The organism is Providencia sp. PROV252, assembly GCF_033676005.1.
GTDB lineage: Bacteria > Pseudomonadota > Gammaproteobacteria > Enterobacterales > Enterobacteriaceae > Providencia > Providencia vermicola.
In genome coordinates, this window is the sequence record NZ_CP096294.1 from 3,931,400 (window position 1) to 3,948,988 (window position 17,589).

Annotated in this window: 18 protein-coding genes; 1 reads left to right on the forward strand and 17 read right to left on the reverse strand. The window is 43.1% G+C overall.

From position 1 onward, the window contains the following. Positions 1 to 12: 12 nt before the first annotated feature. From M1F05_RS18125 to M1F05_RS18185, 13 genes are all read right to left on the reverse strand, one after another. The gene (locus tag M1F05_RS18125) at positions 13 to 657 is read right to left on the reverse strand and encodes a phosphate propanoyltransferase (RefSeq protein WP_206083445.1); all 645 of its coding nucleotides are present in this window, start codon (positions 655 to 657) and stop codon (positions 13 to 15) included. After that, a complete protein-coding gene (locus M1F05_RS18130; RefSeq protein WP_206083444.1) occupies positions 654 to 1,070 on the reverse strand; it encodes a BMC domain-containing protein in 417 nt (138 codons plus the stop codon). The genes M1F05_RS18125 and M1F05_RS18130 overlap by 4 nt, the downstream gene beginning before the upstream one ends. A gap of 13 nt (positions 1,071 to 1,083) precedes the next feature. Continuing rightward, positions 1,084 to 2,034, reverse strand: coding sequence for a choline TMA-lyase-activating enzyme (cutD, locus tag M1F05_RS18135; RefSeq protein WP_206083443.1), 951 nt, complete (start codon positions 2,032 to 2,034; stop codon positions 1,084 to 1,086). 77 nt (positions 2,035 to 2,111) lie between these two features. Beyond that, positions 2,112 to 5,543, reverse strand: coding sequence for a choline trimethylamine-lyase (cutC, locus tag M1F05_RS18140; RefSeq protein ID WP_206083442.1), 3,432 nt, complete (start codon positions 5,541 to 5,543; stop codon positions 2,112 to 2,114). A gap of 59 nt (positions 5,544 to 5,602) precedes the next feature. Next, the gene (locus M1F05_RS18145) at positions 5,603 to 6,733 is read right to left on the reverse strand and encodes a 1-propanol dehydrogenase PduQ (RefSeq protein ID WP_206083441.1); all 1,131 of its coding nucleotides are present in this window, start codon (positions 6,731 to 6,733) and stop codon (positions 5,603 to 5,605) included. Between the two features lie 8 nt (positions 6,734 to 6,741). Next, positions 6,742 to 6,999, reverse strand: coding sequence for a EutN/CcmL family microcompartment protein (locus tag M1F05_RS18150; protein WP_206083440.1), 258 nt, complete (start codon positions 6,997 to 6,999; stop codon positions 6,742 to 6,744). Between the two features lie 26 nt (positions 7,000 to 7,025). Then, a complete protein-coding gene (locus M1F05_RS18155) occupies positions 7,026 to 8,639 on the reverse strand; it encodes an acetaldehyde dehydrogenase (acetylating) (RefSeq protein WP_206083439.1) in 1,614 nt (537 codons plus the stop codon). A 69-nt stretch (positions 8,640 to 8,708) separates the two neighbouring features. Then, positions 8,709 to 8,987 (reverse strand): BMC domain-containing protein, encoded by a 279-nt coding sequence (locus M1F05_RS18160; protein ID WP_006658501.1) that lies wholly within the window; start codon positions 8,985 to 8,987, stop codon positions 8,709 to 8,711. A 14-nt stretch (positions 8,988 to 9,001) separates the two neighbouring features. Then, on the reverse strand, positions 9,002 to 9,286 hold the full coding sequence (locus M1F05_RS18165; RefSeq protein WP_206083438.1) for a BMC domain-containing protein: 285 nt from the start codon (positions 9,284 to 9,286) through the stop codon (positions 9,002 to 9,004). A gap of 20 nt (positions 9,287 to 9,306) precedes the next feature. Beyond that, positions 9,307 to 9,585: a BMC domain-containing protein gene (locus M1F05_RS18170; protein WP_004249182.1), complete on the reverse strand. Its 279-nt coding sequence runs from the start codon at positions 9,583 to 9,585 to the stop codon at positions 9,307 to 9,309. Positions 9,586 to 10,201: 616 nt separating this feature from the next. Further along, positions 10,202 to 10,720, reverse strand: a complete 519-nt coding sequence (locus M1F05_RS18175; RefSeq protein ID WP_206083437.1) for a FidL-like protein — start codon at positions 10,718 to 10,720, stop codon at positions 10,202 to 10,204. Beyond that, positions 10,717 to 11,574: a transcriptional regulator gene (locus M1F05_RS18180; RefSeq protein ID WP_206083436.1), complete on the reverse strand. Its 858-nt coding sequence runs from the start codon at positions 11,572 to 11,574 to the stop codon at positions 10,717 to 10,719. Before M1F05_RS18180 ends, M1F05_RS18175 begins: the two co-directional genes overlap by 4 nt. Positions 11,575 to 11,632: 58 nt before the next feature. Beyond that, positions 11,633 to 12,205 (reverse strand): TetR/AcrR family transcriptional regulator, encoded by a 573-nt coding sequence (locus M1F05_RS18185; RefSeq protein ID WP_206083798.1) that lies wholly within the window; start codon positions 12,203 to 12,205, stop codon positions 11,633 to 11,635. Positions 12,206 to 12,511: 306 nt separating this feature from the next. Between M1F05_RS18185 and M1F05_RS18190 the strand changes: the two genes are divergently transcribed. Then, positions 12,512 to 13,072, forward strand: a complete 561-nt coding sequence (locus M1F05_RS18190; RefSeq protein ID WP_206083435.1) for an NADPH-dependent FMN reductase — start codon at positions 12,512 to 12,514, stop codon at positions 13,070 to 13,072. Positions 13,073 to 13,140: 68 nt separating this feature from the next. On the opposite strand, the gene potD is transcribed toward M1F05_RS18190, so the two are convergent. The 4 genes from potD to potA all read right to left on the reverse strand — a co-directional run bounded on the left by potD (position 13,141) and on the right by potA (position 17,096). After that, a complete protein-coding gene (gene potD, locus M1F05_RS18195) occupies positions 13,141 to 14,190 on the reverse strand; it encodes a spermidine/putrescine ABC transporter substrate-binding protein PotD (protein ID WP_206083434.1) in 1,050 nt (349 codons plus the stop codon). A gap of 164 nt (positions 14,191 to 14,354) precedes the next feature. Then, positions 14,355 to 15,140, reverse strand: a complete 786-nt coding sequence (potC, locus tag M1F05_RS18200) for a spermidine/putrescine ABC transporter permease PotC (RefSeq protein ID WP_206083433.1) — start codon at positions 15,138 to 15,140, stop codon at positions 14,355 to 14,357. Beyond that, on the reverse strand, positions 15,137 to 16,000 hold the full coding sequence (potB, locus tag M1F05_RS18205; protein ID WP_206083432.1) for a spermidine/putrescine ABC transporter permease PotB: 864 nt from the start codon (positions 15,998 to 16,000) through the stop codon (positions 15,137 to 15,139). The genes potC and potB overlap by 4 nt, the downstream gene beginning before the upstream one ends. Continuing rightward, positions 15,987 to 17,096 carry a spermidine/putrescine ABC transporter ATP-binding protein PotA gene (gene potA / locus M1F05_RS18210; protein ID WP_206083431.1) on the reverse strand — a complete coding sequence of 370 codons (1,110 nt, stop codon included), beginning with the start codon at positions 17,094 to 17,096 and terminating at the stop codon, positions 15,987 to 15,989. The genes potB and potA overlap by 14 nt, the downstream gene beginning before the upstream one ends. Between the last annotated feature and the right edge of the window lie 493 nt (positions 17,097 to 17,589).

A 17,589-nucleotide genomic window follows, 5' to 3' on the forward strand; every position in this document is an offset into this window, starting at 1 on the left:
TGCCACCGTCCCTTAACCAACAATAAATACGCTGTCATTATTGCGCAGACCCGCTGCATTGGCTTCGTCAGTATCAATATGAAACTCAAGAGAAAAGCGCTCATCTACACGCACAACAACTTCATCAAATACTAAACGACGCTCACCTTCCGTACGAATATTGACCTTTTGTCCATTCACCACGTTTAATGCTCTGGCATCTATCGTATTCATATGAATATGTCGTTGTGCACAAATCACTTGAGATTCAAGGTTTGCATAACCAGCTGGGCCGATTAACAATGCACTACCTGAATCGGCTAAATCCCCTGATTCCCTCACGGGGGCTTTAATCCCTAAAGCAAAACAATCGGCCTTCGAAACCTCTAACTGGCTTTTTGGGCGCACAGGGCCTAACACTCTGACTTTGCTGATTGAGCCTTTTGGCCCAACAACCATTACACATTCCTTCGCCGCAAATTGCCCTGGCTGCTTGAGATCTTTAAACGGCGTGAGTTGATAACCTTGACCAAATAAGGCTTCGACATCCTGCTGCGAAAGGTGTACATGGCGATTAGATACCCCCACTGGGATTGCTATAGCAGATTGCATTCCATTCGCTGGGTTGTATGCTGAAAGACGAGACAAAATTTTGCCCATCAATTGCTCATTCATCATGATTTTTTACCTTTGCGCAGGTCATTTTTAGGCTCTTTAATACTATTTTCCGTCACCTCTGGTGCAGATTTTTCCTCAACCACAAGCTTTTCTTGCAGCTTTTCAGCTTGTTCGACACTTTTTTCTAACTCGCCCTTTTTACTTTTTACTGTTAATAATTTTGTAATTACACTTTCTTCAGGGCGTGCAATCACGAGTGAGCCTACGCATAATTGATTATCGCTGATCACCTCAATACCGTGATCAACGGCGGTGCGCACTGCGCTGATTTCCCCCTGAAAACAAACGGATACTAAGCCAGAGCCAATTTTACGATAGCCGACAATTTCTACACTGGCGGCCTTACACGCCGCATCAGCTGCCTGTATCGCGGATGTCAGTCCCCGCGTTTCAATAACACCTAAACTTTTCATCTGTCTCTCCTACTTAGTGACGAACCAGTCGAATATCAAAATCAAACTGTTTAAAGAACGCTTCCAATTGATCGAGTTCTTCTGCGCTATAGGTTGGGTCTTGTTTTACTGGATAAATCATGTCCAGTTTGTCGTATTTACCGCGTCCCAACTGGTGGTAAGGTAGAATATCGATACGTTTTACATTGCCGCGTTTGGATAGCGCCATCGCGTATTCAATGGCCCCAGTGATTGCGTCATACGAATCGTTATACCCACGCACCAACGGCATCCGCACCACCACGTTTGCACCTAATTCAATAAGTCTTTCAAGGTTTTGGCGCACATTTTCGTTACCAATACCAAAGATACTTTTATGCTGTACGCTATCGATGTGTTTGATGTCATACAAAAATAAATCGACGACTTGAGCGAGCTTTTCATAGTTAGCTAATGATGTTGTCCCTTGGGTCTCTACCGCGGTATTGATCATCATTTTTTTGCATTCACGCAGCAGTTCAACGGCGAAATCGGTTTGTAGACTCATTTCCCCACCACCGATCGTGACACCACCACCAGAAGAAATATAAAAATCATAGTCTTGCATGATGATTTCCATCATTTCGGCAACCGTGACATCTTTGCCCATAATGTCCAGCGCACCGCCAATGCACACCTCTTCACACTTACGACAACCAATACAATCAATGCTGCGATTAACACGGTGAATTTGTTCACCTTGCTCATTGGTTGTTTTGTAATGAATACCTGTTGGGCAAACATCGACACACTTACCGCAATTGACGCATTTATCATGGGAAAACATCACTTGAAACTGGCTGCTTAATCCCTCAGGGTTAGCACACCAGGGACAACGAATATTGCACCCTTTAAGAAAGATCAGCGTGCGTATACCATCACCGTCATAAATGGAATATTTTTGGATATTAAATATCCGACCTTTAATATCTGCAGCGCTCATCATCACACCTCAACACATTGAAAAATTTATCGTTTTTATTATGAAGTGGCAGGTATGTTGCCATACCTGCCGATATCGATTTAGAACTTCTCAATCACAGTACGGCTAATAATTTCATCTTGAACTTCTTTGCAGAGTTCGACGAAGTAAGCACTGTAACCTGCGACCCTAACGATTAAATCACGATATTTTTCAGGTTCTTGCTGCGCTTTTTTCAGCATTTCATTATCGACATAACTAAATTGCATTTGGCCATTTCCTAAAATAGAAGCCGTTCTTAGCAAGGTAATTAAGCCGTGGCGGCCTTCAGGCGTATCCAACAAGCCTTTTAAGAACTTAAAGTTATGCACCATGCCAATGTTCATTGTTTCAACATTCATCTTGCTGATGGATTTAATGATGGCGGTTGGGCCTTGTTTATCCGCACCTTGCGTTGGACTGATACCATCTGATAATGGCATCCAAGCTAAACGTCCATTCGCACTCGCTGCGGTTAATTCCCCGATTGGAGTATTATTCGAAATCGATAAGGTTCCGTGGCTAAGTGTGGAATACAACATGTCGTATTTGCGGCACTCGCGCTCTGTCCACTCCGTAATATCCAGCGCATACTGGTCAACATAGTTGTCATCGTTACCAAATTTTGGTGCGTTCAAGCAGTCGCGGCGCAGTTCGTCATAGCCTTCAAAGTTAGCTAATAGGCCATCACGTACTTGTTCAAGGGTATAACGTTTGTCTTCATAAACCAGCTTACGAATGGCTGCCATTGAATCGACGTAGGTTGCAAGACCAGAGAAAATCAAACCTGGACCGTGGTTAATCATCGCACCACCTGCGGCAACGTCTTTCCCTTTTTCCATACAGCCTTCCACCAGCAAAGACATTAATGGTTTTGGTGCAACATCACGGTGTACTCGTTGGCTGATCACCGTACCGACCGCGGATAATCGGACGATATGAGCGATTTGTTGTTTCACTGCGCGGTCAAAATCTTCAAAAGTTCTCAAGTCACGCAGTTCACCTGTATCTAAGCCTTGGTAACTATCAAACAGCACCATGCGCCCACGATTTAAGACAAACTCAATCGCGATTGGCCATTGGGTGTAACCTGTTGAAGTCCATTGATAAATTCGGCCTGATTTTTGAGGTTCAACGCAACCCATCAAGCAATAATCACGCGCATCTTCAAAGTCAAAACCTTTACGTAACATCATTTTGATGTGGGAGTCATCGAAGTGGCAGGCAGGGAAGCCCATACCAGCTTTAACGACATCGACAATTTTTTCCATGTACTTTTGTGGTGATTGGTTATGGATACGGCAAGCCAGTGATGGCTGGTACACCTTAACGAAACGCACCGCATCCATAATTAAATAAGTTAGGTCATTACACGCATCGCCCCCCGAGCGTTTTTGCCCGCCTACTGTTAAGTTGATAAACGGCTGGTAACCCGCAAAATATTTCGCGCCTAACTCACTGGACATCCACATTAATTCAGCACATTTGATGATAAACGCCTGCATCATTTCCAGCGCTTGGTCTTGTGTTAAACGGCCTGTTTTGATGTCGTTTTCATACATTGGCAGGCAATATTGATCGAGGCGCCCTAAAGACAAACCCGTTTGGTTTTCTTCGATTTCAAACAGGGATTCTACTGTCCAAATGCTTTGTAGGGCTTCTTGCAAGGTCACAGGCGGATTTGCTGGCACGTTTTCATTTACTTGTGCGATAGTCAATAACTCTTCACGGCGTTTTGAGTCTGTTTCTTTTGCGGCTAACTCACGAGCATGTTCTGCAATACGGTGCGCGTAAGACACAACACCTTCACAAGTTTCAATAGAGGCTTTGTAGAAATAGATACGGTCGATATCCTCTGGGTTTTCCATGCTAAGCTCAGCCAGTTTCGCCTGTGCATCCGCTTTGATCCCATTCATGCCTTTGGTGAATAACAAGACATCGTAGCCTGGGCATGTATCACCCCCACCGTTGATTTGGTGGTAAGACAAATCACTGACAAACGTTTCGCCACTAAACTCCCACACACCCGCTTCACGGTATTGTGCTTCACAGATTTCATCTAATGAGCGGCCTTCCCAGAACGGTGCAATGTCTTCACGAATGACTTTTTTGTCTTCTTCAGAGATAACAAATGGGTCTTGTGGGCGTGTGCTCATGGTGTCGAGCTCTTCAACCACCCAGCGCCATGCGATATCTGGGGAGAATGCACCAGCACGTGGCTTACCACACGGATGCCCAACAATTAATTCTTCTGGTTGGATTAAGATTGGTGCGGTTTCACATGCGCGACGGAATGCTTTTGCACGCAGTAAAATCGGCGGTAAACCTGGGTTATTTTTGACAACGTCAGTAAAGGCTAAAGCACGGTAGATAGAAACACTTGGGCGCGCTTCTAAATAGCGGTTACGCAGGCGTTGTAAACGCGGGGTCAGCCCTTCCATTACTTTAAATTCTGTCTCAGCTTGTGCAGACGGTGCAACATAGCTGGCATTCGGCGCAGAGTATTGCGGTTGCGTGCTTGCTTGGCCGCAATATAAGCGGACTTTTAACCCATTATTGACGGCCATGATATTTTCATGAGCCGATAACATCATGGCGGATAATTCATTAATGCATACGTGAGGGTCGGTTAAATATACGCCACCTTTTAATGCATCAAACATTGGGTAGCCATCCACCACTTTTGTCGAACGCACTTCAGAAAGCTCAGCCAATTTCAGCCATAAACTTTCAACCACTTCATACGCTTGGGCTGGTGTTAAACGGCCTTGCTCGATGTCCCGTTGGTAGAACGGATAAACCGCTTTGTCGAAGCCCATTGGGTTAACCGCGTAACTGCCATTTTCCAGATGTAAAATAAGCTGCAATAAATAGAATGCTTGGCAAGCTTCTTTAAAGGTTTGTGCAGGTTTGGCAGGAACATTACGTAAAATCGCCGCGCTTTCTTGCAGTTCTAAACGGCGATATTGGTTTGATTCCACCGCTGCCATACTTTCCGCTTTTGACGCGAGGGATTGTGCAAAATGAATTGCTGCATCACATGCATAAATTGCAGCGCGGCAATTATTTGCCTCATCAATACTATTACGACTGACTGCACTACCGATGTTTCTGACTCGGTTTTCCAATTGGGATTTAATTTCTAAAAAACCGATGTTCAGTACCGCTAAATAGTCAGGGGCATCAACGGTGCTATCCCCTGCTAAGAAGGTGTAAATACTGTTGCTGTGAATTTCGTTTTCAGTGAAGAAAATCGCGCCACGCGGTGTGGACGATTGACTACCAATAATCAATTCATCTTGCGCAATAAACGCAGGGAAATGACGGATAAATTCATAAAAACGTTGAGCAGGTTTTATTGCCTGCGGTGCACCCGAAAGTTGGTTTTCCAGTGCTTCTAAAATGTTGGCACGTTCAGTAATAATTGAGCTATTGCGGGCACTTAAGCGTTCAGCCAGCATTTTTACGCGTGGGGTCAGAGCATATTTAGTCATGTTAGCCTATCCTGATGTTCGTTCTAGTTTGTTGTTCATCACCTAACAGCTTGCGGCTGTTAAAAAGATTGCCGATATAGCGTTTCAAGTTGCACTTGGTTCACATCCCGTGGATTGGTCGGAGTGCAACTATCACGCAGTGCTTGCCCCACCATTTCCCCTAAACGGGCGTTAAAATCGGTTTCATTAATGCCTGTGGCTTGAATGCCTTTTGGCATATTCATTTCATCTTTCAATACGTTGATTGCCATAATTAAGCTTTCAACGCCTTCACGTATTGTTGAAGAGGGTAAATTCAAGTTTTTCGCGAGATGAGCGTAACGTTTTGCGGCTTCGCTATCACAACGCCCTTCTAACTCGGCATTAAATGCCACCACATGTGCCATCAATAGCGCATTGGCTCGGCCGTGTGGAATGTGGAATACACCGCCTAATGCGTGGGCTAAACTGTGCGTGATCCCAAGGGAAGCATTGGTAAATGCCATTCCTGCGATGCAAGAGGCGTTATGCATTTTTTCGCGAGCAAGCAAATTGCCACCTTCGCGGTAGCAGTCAATTAAGTGACCGAAAACCAGCTGCACCGCTTTTTCCGCTAGCGCATCAGAAAAATCAGATGCAGTGCGGGAAACATACGCTTCTAATGCATGGCAAAGCACATCCATCCCTGTATCTGCGGTAATCGACGCAGGCACGGATTTCACGAGAACAGGGTCGAGGATCGCCACATCGGGCAACATAAACTCATCCACTAGCACCAGTTTTTCAGAGTGGGACTTAATCACTGAAAATGAGGTAACTTCAGAGCCTGTGCCGCTGGTTGTTGGGATTGCAATAAACTGCGGTTTTGCCCGATTGGCGTCGCTTTTCGTGTGCCATAAGGAGTAAATAATCGCTTTCGCCGCATCAATCACTGAGCCGCCACCCAGTGCAATCACCACATCGGGATATTGCACGTCCATGACTTTCATGCCTTTTACGATGGCTGAAATATCAGGGTCTGGCAGGACATCGTCATACATTGAAAACGCAATGCCTGAGTGTGTTAACCGACGAGTGACTTCCTCTGCTAAGCCAAATTTCACCATGGCTTTATCGGTCACGATAAAAGCCTGCTGAGCTTGCATTTGTGAGATAAAATCCAGTGCATTAGCACCAAATTGAACTCGCGGTTTAATGAGAAACTGGTTCATGCTGTTGTTTACTCCTTGGTATAAACCTTTTCAACAATGGCAACCACTGACATGGCTTTGTATTTGTCTTTGTTCAACGCGAAGTACTCTTCAGCTAACACAATGTCGTTGATACCTGCACCGACGCTGTCTACCGCCACATACGTTCGGTCTTTCAACGGTTCAAGATCATCCCCCAGCGCAGCGACCATCAATAAGTTGCTTCCGCTAAGTTCTTGGCATTTCTGCGTTGCGACAACATGTCCGATTACTTTTGCCAAAATCATGGTTTATACCGCCTTATTTCAATGAATTACTTATTTAGGCGACCGAGAACGGCCTTAATGATTTGCTCAACATTTTCTTCGGTGATATCACCTTGCGAAACAACAGCTTGCGTAATTTCCGCCGTGCTAAAACGGTTGTCTGCTACATGAGAAACAGGTGCAGAAGCCGTCACTGGCTGACGAAAACGGTCATCATCTAAAATACTGATTTGCGATTGATTCACTGTGGTTGAAGCCGCAGGCTGAGCAACTGGGCACGGCTGTGCTGGCTGCCTTAAATCATCAATAGAACGCACGCCATAACCCACTTTACGAATGTTCAGTAAGTTCATTGGCCCGACGTTATCTGAGCTCGAACCGCCACCGATTGCACCGCAACCTAAGGTTAATGCAGGCGTAATATTGGTTGTTGCTCCAATGCCCCCCAGTGCCGCAGGTGTATTAATCAAAATACGGTTAACAGGTTTCTCAAGGGAGAATTGACGAATGACATCTTCGTTTTGGGTGTGGATCACCAATGTGTGGCCTAAGCCTTCATTAGTCAGCAAATCCACCACACGATGGCAAGCAGATTGCCAATCTTCTTCGATATACATCCCTAAGATTGGGCAAAGTTTTTCACGCGAATAGGGGTTTTTCGGTGAAACGGTGTCTTGTAAGGCAATAAGCACACGCGTATTGGCAGGTACGCTAAACCCTGCACGCTGGCTCAAGGTAATGGCATCTTTCCCAACCACTTCAGGGTTGATAGTGCCATTTGCCCGCAATAACATTGACGCCATACGCTTCGCTTCGTCTTCATTCATAAAGTAAGCGCCTTGCGCTAACAGCTCGCGGTGCACTTCGTTATAAATACAACGTTCGACGATAATTGATTGCTCTGACGCACAAATAACCCCGTTATCAAACGTTTTACTGGTGATAATGTCATTCACGGCTTGTTTGATATTGGCGCTGCGCTCAATAAAGGCAGGGCCATTACCCGGACCGCCACTGATTGTTGGCGTACCCGATGCATACGCTGCACGCACCATGCCCTCCCCGCCAGTCGCTAAAATTAAGGAAACATCTTTGCTGTGCATCAGCTCTTTGGTCGCTTCAAGGGTCAACATTGTGACACCATCAACGATCCCTGCGGGTGCGCCAGCCTCTAATGCCGCTTTTTTAACAATGTCTAACGTACGGAAACTACAGGCTTTGGCATTAGGATGCGGGGAGAAGACAATGGCGTTACCTGCTTTTAAGGCAATCAACGTTTTGTAGATGATGGTCGATGTTGGGTTTGTCGATGGCACCAATGCCGTGATCACCCCTAACGGAACGCCTACATCCATGACTTTGTTGATTTTGTCATCATTAATGATGCCAACGGTTTTGAGATCTTTAATGTGTTCATAGACACGCATTGAAGCAAAGGTATTTTTCAAGACTTTGTCTTGCCACTTACCAAAACCTGTCTCTTCATTGGCCATTTTCGCCAGCTCTTCAGCGTGAAGAGCTGATTCAATCGCGATGTGTTTAACGATACTGTCGATTTTTTCCTGCGAAAAAGTCGCGAATACTTTCTGCGCTTGTTTCGCGTTTCTAACTAGCTCTCTTGCCAGTTGTCTGGATTGCAGATCTTTATCTAATGCAACCATGTCTTCCCCCGTATCGGAGCCAAAATTAACTAATTAACTTGTTGTTTTATTTACTTATCAGCCAACAGCTTAGGCTTTATGTTGCTGCGCAATTTTGCCGATATCGTTATGTGGTCTTGCGATAACGCGTGATGTCACTACGGTGCCAACACGTTTTGCGGCTTCAACACCAGATTCCACCGCTGCGTTAACTGCACCGACGTCGCCTTTCACCATGGCAGTCACTAACCCTGAACCGACATTTTCATAACCAATCAGTTCGACGTTGGCTGCTTTACACATGGCATCAGCGGCTTCAATACAGGCCACTAAACCTTTAGTTTCAATTAGTCCAAGTGCTTCTTTCATAAGTAATTTCCTTTTTATTCCGAGACTTTATACTGGGCGACGATTTTCTGAATATCGCTGTGAGGACGAGCAATAACCAGAGATGTCACAACAGTGCCAACGCGAGAAGCCGATTCAACACCTGAATCAACCGCTGCTTTTACCGCACCGACATCCCCCTTCACCATTGCCGTCACTAAACCTGACCCAACATTTTCATAACCAATCAGCACAACATTTGCGGCTTTACACATCGAGTCAGCCGCTTCAATACATGCCACTAACCCTTGAGTTTCGATAAGACCTAATGCGTCACCCATGTTTTTTCCTCCGGAAAAAGTTATGCCTTATGTTTAATCACAATTTTGTTGATATCGTTATGTGGACGCGCAATGACCAGTGATGTCACGACTTCACCAACACGCTGAGCAGATTCAACACCTGAATCAACCGCCGCCTTGACTGCACCAACGTCGCCTTTAACCATTGCGGTGACGAGACCTGAACCCACATTTTCATAACCGATTAGCTCAACGTTTGCGGCTTTACACATTGCATCCGCCGCTTCGATGCAAGCCACCAAACCTTTAGTTTCGATAAGACCTAATGCATCACCCATTGTTGTTTCCTCCGAGAAGCCTTCTTCATTTTTCTTTACCGCGCTCTTTAAGTTGATGTGTCCGAATACATGTTTCTTGAAGAACCGAGGTAATCATTTACGCCAACAGTGTCTGCGCGGTGATTAATTGAACGCAGCCTTTGGCTTCAAATTCACTATAGAGGTGAAAAATAAAAACAAAATATAAATCCACAACATGAAGATACTTAGAATATTTAACTAAAAATTAGATTTATTAGCCCCTAAATTCACATATCAATGCTGAAAAAACGAAAAATTCACGCATCTGTCTGGTGAATAAAAAACACGAAAAATAGATTACGGATTAATCAGGTAGGATTGTTAACAGGATATTATTAAGCTGATACCAAGGGGTAATTTACACAATGATAACTGTGGGGTGGCTCACTGGCTTATAAGCTTTACTCGCAAATAAAGAAGCTCTTTTATATTAAGGTACTCAGGAAAGTGTGCTTATTTGAGGCAAGCAGTTCACACTAAGAAGCCTATGAATAACACTGAAGATGTAAGCCATTTCAAAGACAGTTAAAGACGGTTAGAACGGGAAAACACACAAAATGATAGGCCAACTTGAATGCCCTAGGTCTGTATTTTGTTAGTCAAATTTACTGCCAGGTTTTAATGTGCAGATATAAAGAGGAGAGTTAATTGAACTTAATAACAACGCTTTATCATTCAACTTTTGGGCATTAAGAAATAAGCCATCATGGCTATCTGACATTTCTCGCATAAAGTAGTCAAAAATCACATCGGGGGATTCATCAATGGAAGAGGCGCTCGATTCCCATTGGCTAATATTATAATGGCGTTCCGTTGGGGAAACCCGTTTGGTCGTATAATTAAATTTCACATAGCGCTGTAAATACAGCCACCCTGCTTTAGAGTCTGTATAGCCTTCAACAACAATAGACCCTTTTCCATTCGCACCAAAATTGAAATGAATATTGCCATTAACGTTTTCATCTTTCATATTTTCAAAGCGCATGATGCCTTTGGTAGAACACACCATTAATCCATCTTGTTTATTGGAAAATAAAACCGATTGTGTGTAAATCACCACCATAATAAACAGCAAAGCACTCAGTAAACATAATACTTTCCCAGATATTTTCATGATGGCTTCCAAGAATAATAGAAATAGTTATCGCAATAGCTAAAAGGATTGTCTTCATTTACGGCACAGTGGGCTAAAAACACACGGCCTAATCCATTAGTTTGTAATTTATCCCCATAAAAGAAAACAAATCGCTCTTTTTCTACACAGGCAAGATTTAAGTTATTTCTCACCTTGTCAAAATTTTGCACATAATTTTGTGCGACGGTGCCATTAATCATTTTTTCATTTGAAAGCACATCGCAGTTAGCATGCTCCAGCACCGTCATATTAATCGGTTGAGATGGTTGATTTGATAAATAAGCCATAATTAATAACAAGATAGAGCACAGCAAAAATGCACCACTGGCGAAATACCAACACATTTCTTTTTTTGCCTTTGTTAATGGCTCAGGGCTTTTAACGGGGGATATTGAGATTGTTTCTGGTTCAATTAAAGAGGGGTCAATAATGGGTGATAATACAACTTCAGCGGCATCTATCTCACTCAAGTTTTTAATAAATTCAGCAGGGTGCATTTTAGCATCATTCAAACGTTCTAGCGTCACTTCTGAATTAAATTCCAATCTCCCTCTGGCCACCGTGATAATGATATTTTCAATACCATACTGGCGAAATGCTTTTCTTAATAAACTCAAATATTGGTTTAAATTACTGTTGGATGAAACTAATCCATTATCATCCCACACTGCTTTTAATACATCATCACGGGATACCACACCCCTATTTTGGATAAAATAATAAAGCAGTGCATTGGCGGTAATAGACAATTGCGTATCCACCTCGTCTTCTTTCAAAGACAAAGTGCCATCGACTGCATCATATATAATGAAGGCATTGATTTTATATTTCATTGGCGCCCCATGTTTTTATTATATTAATGACGGTATTTTCGGTGTTTACTTATCCATATTAAGGTAGCTTTTCAAACGATATCGCCGTTAAACGACTCACAATGGCATCACGCTCTTGTTTTGATAACGTTTCACCCTCTGTTAATGATGACAACCACAAGCCGTCTGCGCCATAACGCACTAGCGCCCCTAAATAGCTGTTATCGAACGAGTCACCTTTTGCTAAATGACCCAGCACCCAATTACGCCAACATTTGCGCAATACAGGCTCATTTGGCATGGCCAACGACAATAACGCGAGCTGAAAACTTTCATCTGATTCTTTAAGCTCGCCAATATAGTGCAAATATGCACGGGAAAAACGCCCATAAGTATTGATGTCATTTTCCATAATGAAACTAATACGCTCATCCATAATGCTCAGTAATTGCAAAAATAGCGCATGGATAAGATCTTGCTTACTTGGGAAATGATGCATCAGCCCCCCTTTGCTGACACCCGCTTCCCGTGCAACCGCATTAAGGGATAATGCAGAAATGCCGTCCCTACCCGCAATTATGCGAGCCGCTTTTAATAACTCCACTTGAAGTTTGACGGGATCTTTTTTTCTGTGCTGCGCTGTTTTGTTCATGTAATGGATGATACCGACCAGTCGGTATGTTTCATTTTGACCCAAATCAAGTAACCCTGTTTTGTTCAAGGTTAAATCAAAATAGTGGAATGGGACTCACAATATCCATTTTAGATAGGCTATAACCCCGTAATTAATTGATAATTTAAAATTATTTTGCACCTCTGCTTTGGCTAGTTTCAAATTTAACTTAGTTTTGCGCCAATTCGGGTTATGATGTTTAATAATGGATGTAAAATAAAATTCTGACAAAGTACAAATTATTTGTCACATTCGTCACTAACCGTCGATAGAAGAGGTTTTACCATGTCAAAACAATATAATATTGGTGTTATTGTGGGTAGCTTACGTGCGGATTCTTATAATTTAACCGTCGCTAAAGCCATCATTAAGTTATTCCCTGCAAATTTCTCATTCAAATTTATCAACATTGGCGACCTTCCTCTCTACAATCAAGATGCTGACCAAAATGTGCCTCCTGTTGTCGCCAATTTTAAATCTCAAATTAAAGCCTGTGACGGCATTATTTTTGCCACCCCTGAATATAACCGTTCTATTCCTGGTGTATTAAAAAATGCCATTGACCAAGGCTCTCGCCCTTGGGGAGATAACTCGTGGAATGCAATTCCTGCGGGGGTTTTAGGTGTTTCCATCGGTAATATCAGCACGGCAATTGCCCAACAACACCTGCGCAACAGCCTTGCCTTTTTGAATATGCCAACCATGAACCAACCTGAATGTTACCTGAAATGGTATGACGGTATGGTAGATGAGCAAGGCAATATTTCACCGAAAAGCAAAGATTTCTTACAACCGTGGGCGGATACCTTTGCTCAGTTTGTTGCCCATAACGCTGTGAGCAAATAAGTTATCGCGTACACAACTTATTGAAACAAAAAAGGCGCATAAAATTGCGCCTTTTATTTATTAAACCATTAACGGCCAGCTTTTAGCTTTTGGAAATACTCTTCGTACAGAATATTGGTATTCCCAACATCGCTTTGCCACTCGCCTTTTTTCAATACCTCTTCACTTGGGTAAAGAGATGGGTCGTTAGCAATTTCTGCAGGTAACATCTTTTTAGCGGCTAAATTAGGGGTTGGATAGCCAATTGATTCAGCAACTTGTGCCGCAATTTCAGGGCGTAATAAGAAGTTAATCAGTTTATGAGCCCCTTCAACATTTTTCGCATTGGCAGGAATAGCTAAACTATCCATCCAGAAGATACCGCCTTCTTTTGGCCACACCACCTCAATCGGTAAGCCTGCTTGCCTTGCGACAAATGCGGAACCATTCCATAACATCCCTACATCTACTTCCCCTTCAATAAACGGTGTGGCAGGGTTATCCGAGTTAAAGGCTAAGATATTCGGGCGCAATTTTTGCAGCTCTTGATAGGCTTCTTCAATTTCTTTCGGGTCAGTGGTATTGCCTGAATAACCCAGTTTGTTTAATGCGACTTGGAATACTTCCCGTGCATCATCCATCATCAATAGGCTATTTTTATATTCAGGCTTCCAAAAATCTGCCCATGATGTGACAGAGCTTGGGTCAACGGCTTCACCATTAATGCCAATACCTGTTGCGCCCCAAATATAAGGCACAGAATAGTCATTATTTGGGTCAAATTCTTTGTGGATTAAATTTGGATCGAGGTTTTTAAAGTTGGTTAATTTACTTTGATCAATCTTTTGCAGCATCCCCTCTTTACTCATTTTCGCAATAAAGTAAGTGGATGGTACAACTAAATCATAAGCCCCATCTTTATAGGTCTTCAATTTAGTGTACATGCTTTCGTTGGATTCATAGGTGGAGTAAATCACCTTGATGCCCGTTTCTTTGGTAAATTGCTCTAATAAACCAGGGGGAACATATTCTGTCCAGTTATAGAAATACAGTACGTCTTTGTTATCGTCAGCGGCAGTCGCCGTGCCAATACTTGCAGCCATTAAGCCTGCTGCCAGTAGATAGGACCATTTTTTCATGACTGAGTTTCCCTCAACAACGTGTTTTTATCCCTGCCTGCATCAAGCTGTAACTTGAATGATTTAGGGGTGATATCTTATAGGCTCAATTGGAGCCCACCCTCTCGCCTTATGGCATTTAAAAAGCACGACAAAACAAGAGTGCCGTGCCATCCTGTCATTTGTTACTGCGTTTTTTTACCGTATTTATCCCGCATTACCCATTGGCTTAAGCAAACAAGTACCAGCGACATAATCAGTAGCACCGTTGCCAGCGCATTCACTTCGGGGGAGACGCCCACTTTGACCATTGAGTAGATTTTTAACGGTAAAATTTCATAACTTGGCCCCGTCACAAACGACGACACAACTACATCATCCATCGATAATGTGAAGCTAAGCAGCCAACCCGCAACTATCGCAGGGAGCGCCAATGGCAGAATAATTTTACGTAAAATAGTAAATTCACCCGCTCCGAGATCCCGCGCGGCTTCCAGCATTTTTACATCGAAGTCTTTTAACCTCGCATATACCGTTACCACTACAAAAGGCAGACAGAAGGTAATGTGCGAAAACAGCAACGACCAAAAACCCAATGAAACACCCAAAATCATAAACAGCACTAATAACGATATTGCCATCACGATATCGGGGGACATCATCACCACAAACAACATTCCCCCCACAAAGGGCTTGCCGCGAAAACGGTAACGAAATAGCGCAACCGCCGTTAATGTGCCAATCACAGTGGCAAATGTGGCGGATAACACCGCCATGGTTAATGAGTGCCCCGCCGCTTCTAATAAGCTGTCGTTATTACTTAAAAGTTCATACCATTTTGTTGAGAAACCCTGCCACTGAATACCAAAACGCGATTCATTGAAGGAGTTAACAATCAAAATGATGATTGGAATATAAAGATACGCATAGACGATGGCCATAAAGCCACCCCGCAAAGTACGCCCGATCATTCTTCATACGCCTTTTTATTCAAAAGCTTAGCCGCTCGGTAATACACATACAGCAACAGCCCCATCATCACCGTCAGGAAGATACTGGTTGCGGCACCAAATGGCCAATCACGAATATTGAGGAACTGGCTTTTTATCACGTTACCAATTAGGAGGTTTTTCGCGCCGCCCATTAAATCGGCGACATAAAACAGCCCCATCGCAGGCAATAAAACCAATAAACACCCTGCAATAATACCTGGCATCGTTAATGGAATGATGATTTTCACAAAGGTCTGAAATTTATTAGCGCCGAGGTCCCTAGCTGCTTCTAAATATGACTTATCCAATTTCTCAATACTCGAATACAGCGGCATCACCATAAAAGGTAATAAGATATAAATAAGCCCAAGCACAACCGCTTCTGGGGTGTACATTAAACGAATCGGTTTATCAATAATCCCAATCCACAGCAAAAAATCATTCAGATAGCCTTTGGTGCTCAAAAAAACTTTCAAACCATAAATACGGATCAGCGAATTCGTCCAAAACGGAACAATCAACAAAAACAACATAAGTGGCTGGATGCGTTTGGGTAATTTCGCCAAAATAAATGCAAATGGATAGCCGATCACAAGGCAAAAGAATGTCGCGATCAAGGCCATATTCAGTGAATGCAGCATCACTTCTGCGTACATGGGATCGGATAAACGGATGTAGTTATCCCATGTGAAGATCAGATCCACTAGATTGGTATCACTGCGTGTTAGAAAACTGGCTCCGATGATCATGACATTTGGCAAGAAAACGAACAAGACCAGCCAAGCGACAATCCCAGTGATGATCACATTTTGCAGGATCTTGTGTTTACGAATGATCATCCAGCACGACCTCCCAGCTTTCCACCCAAGTTACAGCAACTTTTTGATTCAAGGAGTGGTCAACATCGGGGTCGTCTTCATTAAAGAATTCGCTCACCATGACAATTTTGCCGTCTTCCATCTCAACCACAGAGTCCAAAGTCATGCCTTTATAATTACGTTCACGCACGTAACCAATCAGCCCTGGATGATTTTCTGCATCATTCACTTCTTCAACACGTAAGTCTTCAGGGCGCAAAAGTACATTAAGATGCTGCCCTTCTTTGACTGAGAGCTCAGTGAAAATATCGCACTCATGGCCTTCAACATTGGCACGAATACGTTTTTCATCAATGCGATACAACACTTTCGCATCAAAAATATTAATTTCACCGATAAACTGAGCAACAAATAGGTTTTTAGGCTCCTCATAAATTTCACGAGGTGTACCATCTTGCTCAATTTTCCCTTCACGCATGACGATGATCCTGTCAGACATTGCTAAGGCTTCTTCTTGGTCGTGGGTAACAAAAATAAAGGTAATTCCCAGTTTCCGCTGAAGGGCTTTTAGCTCATTCTGCATTTGCTTACGCAGTTTGTAATCCAGCGCAGACAATGATTCATCCAGTAATAAGACTTTTGGGCGATTCACCACGGCACGGGCGATTGCCACACGCTGCTGCTGCCCGCCAGAGAGTTGATTCGGCCTTCGCTGCGCAAAATCTTCCAATTGCACCATACGCAGTGCCTGATCAACGCGCTTTTGAATATCGGCTGCAGGCGTTTTTTGCATACGTAAGCCAAAAGCGACGTTGTCATAAACCGTCATATGAGGAAAAAGAGCATAGCTTTGGAACACGGTATTCACGAAACGTTGTTCCGCTGGAATATCCGTAATATCTTGACCATCAAGAATAATTTGACCATCATCGACATCTTCCAGCCCAGCAATAAGACGTAAAACCGTCGTTTTACCGCAACCAGAAGGCCCCAGAATGGTCAAAAACTCACCGTTCTGAATGGTTAAGTCAAGTTCAGATATAATTTGTTTGCCATCAAAACCTTTATTTAAAGATTTTAATTCGACGAGTGGTGTCAGAGAGGTTGTCTCAGTCATTTATAATACACTCTATCCCTAGGAATAATGCAGATAGAACCGCCACCGTTAAAGACTGTATAAGCTTGTCGGAGGTTTACTCTCTTCATACCTCAAGTGATATGGGTGCTCGCTTCACGCTGCCATTCGAACCACATACTTATGTATGCTCATCGAGATGCCATCATTTGCGGCCTACATATCACTGGAATTATTTTGAGTAAATAATTTTCCCCAGCAAAGCCCAAAACCAGTAGCGCCATTTTTCAAATTCATTGAGCCCTGCATGATAAACACAGTTTTTATAAATTGAAAGCCATTTTCGACACTTCGTTTGCCTTTCATTATGAATTCACAATAAATAAAACTGTTTTTTGATAAAAATAAGCAACATAGCGATATATATTGTTACTATGCCGTTATCTATAGGTTTCCCTTATACATCTAAGTTCCTCCCTTAAGCTAAATACCTTACAATTCACAAAGTTAGTCGCTAATAGATGAATAATTAAAT

What these genes read in the sequence shown, in the direction of transcription:
- M1F05_RS18165 (WP_206083438.1), bottom strand. Translation starts at nt 9,286, where the DNA reads ATGGGTGACGCATTAGGTCTTATCGAAACTCAAGGGTTAGTGGCATGT.
- potD (WP_206083434.1), bottom strand. Translation starts at nt 14,190, where the DNA reads ATGAAAAAATGGTCCTATCTACTGGCAGCAGGCTTAATGGCTGCAAGT.
- M1F05_RS18145 (WP_206083441.1), bottom strand. Translation starts at nt 6,733, where the DNA reads ATGAACCAGTTTCTCATTAAACCGCGAGTTCAATTTGGTGCTAATGCA.
- M1F05_RS18150 (WP_206083440.1), bottom strand. Translation starts at nt 6,999, where the DNA reads ATGATTTTGGCAAAAGTAATCGGACATGTTGTCGCAACGCAGAAATGC.
- potA (WP_206083431.1), bottom strand. Translation starts at nt 17,096, where the DNA reads ATGACTGAGACAACCTCTCTGACACCACTCGTCGAATTAAAATCTTTA.
- M1F05_RS18175 (WP_206083437.1), bottom strand. Translation starts at nt 10,720, where the DNA reads ATGAAAATATCTGGGAAAGTATTATGTTTACTGAGTGCTTTGCTGTTT.
- M1F05_RS18125 (WP_206083445.1), bottom strand. Translation starts at nt 657, where the DNA reads ATGATGAATGAGCAATTGATGGGCAAAATTTTGTCTCGTCTTTCAGCA.
- M1F05_RS18160 (WP_006658501.1), bottom strand. Translation starts at nt 8,987, where the DNA reads ATGAAAGAAGCACTTGGACTAATTGAAACTAAAGGTTTAGTGGCCTGT.
- M1F05_RS18190 (WP_206083435.1), top strand. Translation starts at nt 12,512, where the DNA reads ATGTCAAAACAATATAATATTGGTGTTATTGTGGGTAGCTTACGTGCG.
- potB (WP_206083432.1), bottom strand. Translation starts at nt 16,000, where the DNA reads ATGATCATTCGTAAACACAAGATCCTGCAAAATGTGATCATCACTGGG.
- M1F05_RS18130 (WP_206083444.1), bottom strand. Translation starts at nt 1,070, where the DNA reads ATGAAAAGTTTAGGTGTTATTGAAACGCGGGGACTGACATCCGCGATA.
- M1F05_RS18185 (WP_206083798.1), bottom strand. Translation starts at nt 12,205, where the DNA reads ATGAACAAAACAGCGCAGCACAGAAAAAAAGATCCCGTCAAACTTCAA.
- potC (WP_206083433.1), bottom strand. Translation starts at nt 15,140, where the DNA reads ATGATCGGGCGTACTTTGCGGGGTGGCTTTATGGCCATCGTCTATGCG.
- cutD (WP_206083443.1), bottom strand. Translation starts at nt 2,034, where the DNA reads ATGATGAGCGCTGCAGATATTAAAGGTCGGATATTTAATATCCAAAAA.
- M1F05_RS18180 (WP_206083436.1), bottom strand. Translation starts at nt 11,574, where the DNA reads ATGAAATATAAAATCAATGCCTTCATTATATATGATGCAGTCGATGGC.
- cutC (WP_206083442.1), bottom strand. Translation starts at nt 5,543, where the DNA reads ATGACTAAATATGCTCTGACCCCACGCGTAAAAATGCTGGCTGAACGC.
- M1F05_RS18155 (WP_206083439.1), bottom strand. Translation starts at nt 8,639, where the DNA reads ATGGTTGCATTAGATAAAGATCTGCAATCCAGACAACTGGCAAGAGAG.
- M1F05_RS18170 (WP_004249182.1), bottom strand. Translation starts at nt 9,585, where the DNA reads ATGGGTGATGCATTAGGTCTTATCGAAACTAAAGGTTTGGTGGCTTGC.